General features: G+C 74.1%; 9 protein-coding genes and 1 pseudogene. 1 reads left to right on the forward strand and 9 read right to left on the reverse strand.

What is annotated here, in order from left to right; genetic code table 11:
* Nucleotides 1–88, reverse strand: an 88-nt coding sequence (locus PSD17_RS15755; protein ID WP_339123301.1) for an S-adenosylmethionine synthetase N-terminal domain-containing protein, incomplete at its 3' end; no start/stop codon positions are given.
* A gap of 255 nt (nucleotides 89–343) precedes the next feature.
* On the opposite strand from PSD17_RS15755, the gene PSD17_RS15760 reads away from it, so the two are divergent.
* Nucleotides 344–943 (forward strand): SH3 domain-containing protein, encoded by a 600-nt coding sequence (locus tag PSD17_RS15760; RefSeq protein WP_013675549.1) that lies wholly within the window; start codon nucleotides 344–346, stop codon nucleotides 941–943.
* A 258-nt stretch (nucleotides 944–1,201) separates the two neighbouring features.
* Here the strand turns inward: PSD17_RS15760 and coaBC are convergent, their stop codons facing one another.
* The 8 genes and pseudogenes from coaBC to PSD17_RS15800 form a co-directional block, all read right to left on the reverse strand.
* A complete protein-coding gene (gene coaBC / locus PSD17_RS15765; protein WP_339123209.1) occupies nucleotides 1,202–2,428 on the reverse strand; it encodes a bifunctional phosphopantothenoylcysteine decarboxylase/phosphopantothenate--cysteine ligase CoaBC in 1,227 nt (408 codons plus the stop codon).
* A 3-nt stretch (nucleotides 2,429–2,431) separates the two neighbouring features.
* On the reverse strand, nucleotides 2,432–2,704 hold the full coding sequence (rpoZ, locus tag PSD17_RS15770; protein ID WP_049803439.1) for a DNA-directed RNA polymerase subunit omega: 273 nt from the start codon (nucleotides 2,702–2,704) through the stop codon (nucleotides 2,432–2,434).
* Between the two features lie 2 nt (nucleotides 2,705–2,706).
* The gene (gene gmk / locus PSD17_RS15775; RefSeq protein WP_103382677.1) at nucleotides 2,707–3,369 is read right to left on the reverse strand and encodes a guanylate kinase; all 663 of its coding nucleotides are present in this window, start codon (nucleotides 3,367–3,369) and stop codon (nucleotides 2,707–2,709) included.
* A 129-nt stretch (nucleotides 3,370–3,498) separates the two neighbouring features.
* Nucleotides 3,499–3,813, reverse strand: a complete 315-nt coding sequence (gene mihF, locus PSD17_RS15780) for an integration host factor, actinobacterial type (RefSeq protein WP_013675613.1) — start codon at nucleotides 3,811–3,813, stop codon at nucleotides 3,499–3,501.
* A 325-nt stretch (nucleotides 3,814–4,138) separates the two neighbouring features.
* Complete coding sequence (locus PSD17_RS15785; protein ID WP_013675614.1) at nucleotides 4,139–4,495, reverse strand: response regulator; 357 nt, start codon at nucleotides 4,493–4,495, stop codon at nucleotides 4,139–4,141.
* A 130-nt stretch (nucleotides 4,496–4,625) separates the two neighbouring features.
* Entirely contained in the window at nucleotides 4,626–5,522 is an 897-nt protein-coding gene (gene pyrF, locus PSD17_RS15790) for an orotidine-5'-phosphate decarboxylase (protein WP_339123217.1), read from the reverse strand.
* Entirely contained in the window at nucleotides 5,519–8,818 is a 3,300-nt protein-coding gene (gene carB, locus PSD17_RS15795; RefSeq protein ID WP_103382679.1) for a carbamoyl-phosphate synthase large subunit, read from the reverse strand. The genes pyrF and carB overlap by 4 nt, the downstream gene beginning before the upstream one ends.
* Nucleotides 8,818–9,360: pseudogene (locus PSD17_RS15800) on the reverse strand (hypothetical protein); the annotation flags it as partial. The gene carB and the pseudogene PSD17_RS15800, both read right to left, overlap by 1 nt.

Genomic DNA, 9,360 nt, shown 5'->3' on the forward strand with positions numbered 1-9,360 from the left:
CGGAGTCGCTGATCGCGTCACACATCTTGTCCGGGTGTCCCTCGGTCACCGATTCGCTGGTGAAGAGCCGTCGGGCCGGGTTCGTCACGCGTGTTCTCCGTCCAGTCACGTCCTGCCAGTCACGTCCTGCTGGCGGGGCCGAGCGTAGTCGACCCGTCCGACGGTCCGGTCGCGCCTGACCAGGGCGTCGGCGCGCGCTCGCCCGGTCACACCGTGTAGTCGACAGTGCGGACGCGCCGGACGTCGTTCACCGCTTCCGGTGATGTGTGCGCCGATGGCGAATCGGTCAGCACGGCACTCGTTGAGCCTCGTGACGCATCCACCCAACGGAGGTACCCCCCAGATGAACGCGTTGCAACGTCGAGGCCGCCTGGTCGCGATCGTCGGCGGTGTCGTCGCGGCAGGCGCGACCACCGTCCTGGTCCTCGTCGGCACGGCTTCCGCGGCCGAGCAGGGCCGCTGCACCGACAACGTCAACGTCCGCTCGCAGCCGAGCGCGACCGCCTCCGTCGTCACGGTCTGCAAGCGTGGCACCGACGTCACGCTGGGCGAGCACCGCAACGGCTTCGTGCAGCTCACGAACCTCAACGGCTGGGCCTCGGAGCAGTTCGTGTCGAGCAACCCGAGCCGCAGCAGCTCGACGTCGACGACCAAGAAGTCCTCGACCGCCCCGACGACCTCGGGCACGGCCCGCGGCGAGCAGGCCCGCCCGACGACGGCGGCACCCGCCACCACGACGTCGTCGCAGCAGCGCAGCGCCCCGTCGGCGTCGAGCACCACCAAGGCCCCGACGACGACGAAGGCGCCGACCACCACCCAGGCCCCGGCCACGAGCAGCGCACAGCCGGCCGCGCAGCCCGCCGACGCCCAGGGCGGCGGCCAGGGCGGCAACGACTCGGGCTCGGACGACACGCCGACCCGCGCCCCCGGCCTGCTCCGCTGAGCACACCGCCACGGCTCCTCGGGGGGCCAGGGGCGTCTGACGGATCACCCGCGCGGTCTCGGCGCCCGGACGGGCAGTGGCCGCGTTGTCGCCGGGCCCGAACACGCCCGGTGTGCCGACCCGCTCCGCCTGGCCACGAACCGCCCGGATCACCGAGCCCGTCGACGGCGATCCGTCGAACACCTCCTCGTGGCCCCACGACACGACGGCCCGTCCGCGGTTCCGCGGACGGGCCGTCGTCGTGTGCGGGCCGGGCGCTCAGCCGGAGGCGGGTTTCAGCAGCGCCGCGGCGGCGTCCCACACCCGCGAGGCCAGCAGTGCCTTCGAACCCGACGCCAGCTCGGTCTCGGTGCCGTCGGCGGCCAGCAGCCACCCCGCGTTGTCGGCGACCTCGAAGGCCTTGCCGTCGCCGACGGCGTTGACGACGAGCAGGTCGCAGCCCTTGCGCCGCAGCTTGGCCCGGCCGTGGTGCAGCGCGTCGCCGCTCTCGTCGCCGGTCTCGGCCGCGAACCCGACGACGACCTGACCGGGCCGCCGCGCCGCGACGAGCTCGACGAGGATGTCGGCGTTGGTGGCCAGCCGCAGCGGGTCGGGCTCGGCGCCGGTCTTCTTGATCTTGCTGACGACGAGCGTCGCCGGCCGGAAGTCGGCCACCGCGGCGGACATCACGACGATGTCGGCGTCGGCCGCCGCGTCGTGCATCGCGACGCGCATCTGCTCGGCGGTCCCGACCCGGACCACCTGCACCGCCGCCGGATCGGCCAGCTCCGCCGTCGACGCCGCGACGAGCGTGACGTGCGCACCGCGCTGCGCGGCCACCCGGGCCAGCGCGTAGCCCTGTCGGCCCGACGACCGGTTGCCGAGGAACCGGACCGGGTCGAGCGGCTCGCGGGTGCCCCCGGCGGACACGACGACGCGGCGACCCTCCAGGTCGCGCGGCAGCGCGTCGGGACGTTCGAGCAGCAGCCGGGCCAGCTCGGCGATCTCGGCCGGGTCGGGCAGCCGGCCGGGGCCGGTGTCCTTCCCGGTCAACCGGCCCGACGCGGGCTCGAGCACGACGGCACCGCGCGCACGCAGGACGGCGACGTTGTCGCGGGTCGCGGGGTGCTCCCACATCTCGGTGTGCATCGCGGGGGCGAACAGCACCGGGCAGCGCGCGGTGAGCAGGGCGGCGGTCAGCAGGTCGTCGGCGCGGCCGTGCGCGGCGCGGGCCAGCAGGTCGGCCGTGGCGGGCGCGACGACGACGAGGTCGGCTTCCTGGCCCAGCCGGACGTGCGCGACCGACGGCACGTCGTGGAAGACGCCGGTGTGGACGGGTTGCCCTGAGAGCGCCTCGAAGGTCGCGGCCCCGACGAACTCGAGCGCCGCCGCCGTCGGCAGCACCCGGACGGAGTGGCCGGACTCGGTGAAGCGGCGCAGCAGCTCCGCGCTCTTGTAGGCGGCGATGCCGCCGGCGACCCCGAGCAGGACGCGGGGCGCGCCCACGGGCTACTCGCCCTCGGTGTGCTCGAGCAGGCCGCTCTGGATCTCGCGCATGGCGATCGACAGCGGCTTCTCGCGCGGGCCCGGCTCGACCAGCGGGCCGACGTACTCCAGCAGGCCCTCGCCGAGCTGGGAGTAGTAGTCGTTGATCTGGCGCGCCCGCTTGGCGGCGTAGATCACCAGCGCGTACTTCGACGACACCTGGCCGAGCAGGTCGTCGATGGGCGGGTTGGTGATTCCCTCGGGCGTGGAACCGGCGACAGCACCGGTCAGAGGCATGCTCACTGAAAGGACTCCTGCGGGGAGAGATCGTCGTCACTGCCGCGGGCCCCGCCCCGTGGCGGCGTGCGGCTGACCGCCAACTGTACCAACCGGTCGACGACGCGCCGCACGTCGTCGTTGACGACCACGACGTCGAACTCGTCGCGGGCGGCGAGCTCCTCGCGGGCGGTCTCCAGCCGGCGGGCCAGCTGCGCGGCCGACTCGGTCCCGCGGCTGCCGAGCCGGCGCGCCAGCTCGTCGAACGACGGGGGGTCGAGGAAGACGGTCACCGCCTCCGGCACGGCCTTCTTGACCGCCCGGGCCCCCTGCAGGTCGACCTCGACGAGGACCGGCCTGCCCTCGGCGCGGGCCCGCTCGACCTCGGCCGCCGGCGTGCCCGAGCGCTGGAGGCCGCCGTGGATCTCGGCCCACTCCAGCAGCTCGCCGCGCTCGATGAGACCGTCGAACTCCGCAGGGGAGACGAACCGGTAGTCCCGGCCGTCGACCTCGCCCACGCGCGGGGCCCGCGTCGTCGCCGAGACGCTGAAGTGCAGCTCGGGGAGCCGCTCGCGCAGCTGCGCGACCACACTGCTCTTCCCGACCCCCGAGGGGCCGGCCAACACGATCAGCCGGCCTCTCGGGGAATGTTCAGCCCCACCGGCGGGTTCGGGGGCGCCGTTCACGCCACGTCCTCACTCGCTCGCGGGCGGCGGTGCCGCCCCGGTTCCGCTCGCGGCCGCAGGCCGCCCCGTCTCACCCCGCCGCCGGGTGACACCACGGACGGGGGTCGGCACGGCGGCGGGCGCCGTCGGTCAGCCCTCGAACTCGGTGAGCAGCGCCTTGCGCTGACGGTCGCCCAGGCCGCGCAGCCGGCGGCTCGTGGCGATCTCCAGGCGCTCCATGATTTGCGCAGCACGCACCTTGCCGACACCCGGCATCGCCTCGAGGAGGGCCGAGACCTTCATCTTGCCGAGGACGTCGTCGGTGTCGGACTGCGCGAGCACCTCCTTGAGCGTCGTCCCGCCTCGCTTGAGCCGGTCCTTCAGCTCTGCCCGGGCCCGGCGCGCGGCGGCCGCCTTCTCCAACGCGGCAGCGCGCTGTTCCTCGGTCAGCTGGGGAAGGGCCACGATCTCCTCCGTCTTTCGGTCGTGCACATCGCTGGTGGGATGTCCGGCGGGCCCGGTGCGGACCCGTCGTCGATCAGCCTCCCCGCGGGGCTACCCGCTGGGACTCGAACGAACGTACTCACGACCCTTCCGGGGCCGCCAACGGGGGTCACACCAGGCGCTTTACGCTCGGCTACCCCCAAAGGGTGATACCACGAACGGGGCCGTCCGGCGGCGATCGACCCGGCCGTTCGGCGATCCGACCCCACCGCGTGGCTCACATGCGACGCACGTCACGCCCGGCCCCGCCACCGCAGGTCCGGTCCGCGGCGCCGGCGGCAGCGGCTCAACCCGCGTGGAGGGCGCGCAGCGCGGCGGGTGTGAGGTCCTCCTTGCGGATGTAGGCGGCCGCACCGCAGTCGGCGGCGTCGGCGGGCAAATCGTCGACCGTGTACGTGGACAGCAGCACCACCGTCGTGTCCGGGGCCCGGGCCAGGAGCCGCCGGGTGGCCTCGATCCCGTTGATCCCCGGCAGGTTGATGTCCATCAGGACCACGCCCGGGCGAACGCGTTCGGCCTGGTCGAGGGCGTCCTCCCCGCTCCCGGCCTCCGCCGCGACCCGCCAGCCCCCGACCAGGCCCACCACCGTGCGGGCCACCATCCGGAACGGCCGCTGATCGTCGACGATCAGTACGTCCACCACCCGGCCTCCTTCGTCACCGTCACGTCCCATGATCGGTCCAGTGACCGCGCCCGGCGAGGGTGCTAGTACCACCTACCCGTGTCGACCTACTCGTGTCGACGCGGACGTCCGGCGACGCGCCCCCGGGCCGTCAGCCGGCCGCCGCGCGCGCCGCCGCCAGCTCGTCGCGCAGCGACTCCGCCGCGCCGCGCAGGGCCGCCGGTTCGGGCCCGGCCCGCAGCACCGACCGCGACGCCGTGGGCAGGACGAGGCCCGACAGGCCTGCGAACCGGTCGGCCACGTCGGCCGGGCCGGCGCCCTGCGCACCCAGCCCCGGCGCCAGCACGGCACCGCGCAGCGCCGAGAGGTCGAGTCCGTGGTCGTGCGTCGCGCCGATGACGACGCCCACATCGCCGAGCGGGCCGTCGGCTGCGCCCGCGGCGGCGTTGGCGGCGGCCGCACCGTCGACGATCCCCTGTGCCACGCTGCGACCGGCCCAGTCGGCGAGCTGGACCGGGCCGCCCTCCGGGTTGGAGGTGCGGGCCAGCACGAACACGCCGCGCCCGGCCTCGCGGGCCGCGCCCAGCGCGGGTGCGAGCGACCCGAACCCCAGGTACGGCGAGAGCGTCACCGCGTCGGCCCCGAGCGGGGCGCCGACGCCCAGGTAGGCGTCGGCGTAGCCGTCCATGGTCGACCCGATGTCGCCGCGCTTGACGTCGAGCAGGGTCAGCGTGGGCGAGCCGGCGAAACCGGCGAGCAGCCGCTCGAGCACCGCGACGCCCGCCGAGCCGTGCCGTTCGAAGAACGCCGACTGCGGCTTGACGACCGCCACCGCTCCGGCGAACGCCGCCAGGCAGCCGTCGCAGAACCGGGCGAGGCCGTCGACGTCGTCGGTCAGCCCCCACTCGGCCAGCAGCGAGGGGTGCGGGTCGATCCCGACGCACAGCGTGCCGAGGGCGTCCGTGGTGCGGACGAGCCGGGCCCCGAACCCGTCGTCGCCGAACCCGTCGTCGCCGAACCCGTCCGGCCCGTCCGGAGCCGCGCTCATCGGGCCGCCTCCGCCCTGGCCAGCGCCGCGTGAGCGTCCTGCAGCGACCGCACCCCGATGCTCCCCGTCTTCATCGCCTCGATCCCCTGCACCGCGGCTGCCGCGCCCTGCACCGTGGTGATGCACGGGACGCCGCGGGTGACCGCGGCCGCGCGGATCTCGTAGCCGTCCACGCGCGGCCCGACGTTGCCGTAGGGCGTGTTGACGATGACGTCGACATCCCCGGCGAGGATGCGGTCGACGATCGTCGCGCCCTCCTTGCGGTCGGACCACTTCCGCACCTCGGTCACCGCGATCCCGTGCCGGCGCAGGATCTCCGCCGTGCCGTCGGTCGCGAGGATCTCGAAGCCGAGGTCGGCGAGCCGGCGGATCGGGAACACCATGGCGCGCTTGTCGCGGTCGGCGACGGAGACGAACACCGTGCCCGACGTCGGCAGCGGCCCGTAGGCGGCCGCCTGCGACTTCGCGAACGCCGGCCCGAACGCGGCGTCGATGCCCATGACCTCGCCGGTCGACTTCATCTCCGGGCCCAGCAGCGGGTCGACCCCCTGGCCGGTCGGCGTGCGGAACCGGTTGAACGGCAGCACGGCCTCCTTGACCGCGACCGGGACCGACGCCGGCGTCGTCGCCCCGTCGGAGGTCGTGGGCAGCATGCCCTCGGCCCGCAGGTCGGCGACGGTGGCGCCCAGCATGATCCGGGCGGCCGCCTTGGCCAGCGGGACGGCCGTCGCCTTCGAGACGAACGGCACCGTCCGCGACGCGCGCGGGTTGGCCTCCAGCACGTAGAGCGTGTCGCCGTGCAGCGCGTACTGCACGTTGAGCAGCCCCCGCACCCCGACGCCGCGCGCGATGGCCTCCGTGGACCGGCGGACGGTCTCCAGCACGCTGCGCCCCAGGGTGATCGGCGGCAACGTGCACGAGGAGTCGCCGGAGTGCACCCCGGCCTCCTCGATGTGCTCCATGACCCCGCCGAGGTAGAGCTCGGTGCCGTCGAAGAGGGCGTCGACGTCGATCTCGACGGCGTCGTCGAGGAACCGGTCGACGAGCACCGGCCGCGTCGGGCTGATCTCGGTGGCGCGGGCGATGTAGCCGGCGAGGGTCTCCTCGTCGTAGACGATCTCCATGCCCCGCCCGCCGAGCACGTACGAGGGCCGGACGAGCACCGGGTAGCCGATGCGGGTCGCGATGTCGCGGGCCTGCTCGAACGAGGTCGCGGTGCCGAACGCCGGCGCCGGCAGCCCGGCCCGGCGCAGCACCTCGCCGAACTCGCCGCGGTTCTCGGCGAGGTCGATCGCGTCGGCCGGGGTCCCGACGACCGGCACGCCCGCGGCGGTGAGCCGCTGGGCGAGCCCGAGCGGGGTCTGGCCGCCGAGCTGCACGATCACGCCCGCCACGGTCCCCGACGCCTGCTCGGCGTGCACGACCTCCAGGACGTCCTCGAAGGTCAGCGGCTCGAAGTAGAGCCGGTCCGCGGTGTCGTAGTCCGTCGAGACGGTCTCGGGGTTGCAGTTGATCATGACCGTCTCGAACCCGGCGTCGCGCAGCGCCATCACCGCGTGCACGCACGAGTAGTCGAACTCGATGCCCTGCCCGATGCGGTTGGGGCCGGAGCCGAGGATGATCACCTTCGGCCTGCCGGTCTGCGCGGTGACCTCGGACTCGGCCGACGGGTCGGTCTCGTAGGCGCTGTAGTGGTAGGGCGTGCGCGCCGCGAACTCCGCCGCGCAGGTGTCGACGGTCTTGTAGACCGGCCTGATGCCGAGCCGGTGGCGCAGCGCCCGCACGCCGTCCTCGCCCGCGAACTCCGGGCGCACCGACGCGATCTGGCGGTCCGAGAGGCCGGCCCGCTTCGCCCTGCGCAGCAACGCCTCGTCGAGCACGGGCGTGTCCGCGATCTCGGCACGCAACTCGACCAGTGCCGCGACCTGGTCGACGAACCACGGGTCGATGCCCGACCGCGCGGCGACGTCGTCGACGGTCGCCCCCTGCCGCAGCGCCCGCTCGACGGCGTAGATGCGCCCGTCGGTCGGGGTGGCGACGTCGGGCGCACCCTCGGGGTCGGGGCGGGTCCAGAAGCCGACGTCGGGGGTCTCCATCGAGCGCAGGGCCTTGCCCAGCGCCTCCTGGAACGACCGGCCCAGCGCCATCGCCTCGCCGACGCTCTTCATCGTCGTCGTCAGCGAGGTGTCCGATCCCGGGAACTTCTCGAACGCGAACCGCGGGACCTTGACCACGACGTAGTCGAGCGTGGGCTCGAAGGCCGCCGGGGTCTCGCCGGTGATGTCGTTGCGGATCTCGTCGAGGGTGTAGCCGACGGCGAGCTTCGCGGCGATCTTCGCGATCGGGAAGCCGGTGGCCTTCGACGCCAGCGCCGACGACCGCGACACCCGCGGGTTCATCTCGATGACCACGAGCCGCCCGGTGCGCGGGTCGACCGCGAACTGGATGTTGCAGCCGCCGGTGTCGACGCCGACGGCCCGCAGCACGGCGATGCCGACGTCGCGCATCGTCTGGTACTCGCGGTCGGTCAGGGTCATCGCGGGCGCGACGGTGATCGAGTCGCCCGTGTGCACGCCCATCGGGTCGAGGTTCTCGATCGAGCAGACGACCACGACGTTGTCCGCGTGGTCGCGCATGAGCTCGAGCTCGTACTCCTTCCAGCCGAGGACGGACTCCTCGATGAGCACCTCGGTGACCGGGGAGGCGGCGAGGCCGGCCCCGGCGAGGCGGTCCAGGTCCTCGGGGGTGTGGGCCATGCCCGAGCCGAGCCCGCCCATGGTGAACGACGGCCGGATCACGACGGGCAGACCGAGCTCCGCGACCGCGGCCCGGACCTCGTCCATCGAGTGGCACACCGCGCTGCGCGGGACGTCGCCGCCGACGGACTGCACGATCTCCTTGAACTTCAGCCGGTCCTCGCCGCGCTGGATCGCCTCGACGTCGGCCCCGATCAGCTCGACGCCGTACCGCTCCAGGACCCCGTTGTCGTGCAACGCGATCGCGGTGTTGAGCGCGGTCTGGCCGCCCAGGGTCGCGAGCAGCGCGTCGGGTCGCTCGGCGGCGATGACGAGCTCGACGAACTCGGGGGTGATCGGCTCGACGTAGGTGGCGTCGGCGATCTCGGGATCGGTCATGATCGTCGCCGGGTTGGAGTTGACCAGCGAGACGCGCAGGCCCTCCGACCGCAGCACCCGGCACGCCTGCGTGCCGGAGTAGTCGAACTCGCAGGCCTGGCCGATGACGATCGGCCCCGAGCCGATCACCATCACGCTGCGGATGTCGTCGCGGCGGGGCATCAGACCTCCCCCCCGTCGTGCGGCTCGATGAGCCGGTGCCGGCCGCCCTGTTCCTCGGACCCGGCCTCGCCGATCTCCTCGGGGTCGTCCGCCACGTCCTCCGCCGCCCCGGTGTGGGGGTGCTGGGTGGCCGCCGGGGCGACCCGCGGCAGCACGGTCGTCTCGTCGATGCTCGCGGCCACGTGCACCGTCTGCGGTAGTGCGATCGTCGGGTCGCCGTCAGGTCTCGGATGCGGCGGCAGCGATGGCTCCGGTGGCAGCGGTGGCTCCGGTGGCACGGCCGGCTCGATCTCGTCGGGTACCCGGTCGGCGGCCGGCTCGCGCGGCGGGACGAGGGTGCCCTCGTGCGACTGCGCCGCAACGGGTTCCGCAGCAGGCCCCCGGCCCGGCCCCGCGGCCGGCCCGGCCTCGGGCGCGGGCGCGTCCGTCCCGAGCGCGGCCTGGTCCGGGCCCGACTCCACACCGTCGCCCACGGGTGCGGCGCTGTCGGACACGGGCGCCGCGTCGTCGTGCACGGGTGCCACGTCGTCGGACACGGGCGC

The organism is Pseudonocardia sp. D17 (genome assembly GCF_036984265.1).
GTDB lineage: Bacteria > Actinomycetota > Actinomycetes > Mycobacteriales > Pseudonocardiaceae > Pseudonocardia > Pseudonocardia benzenivorans.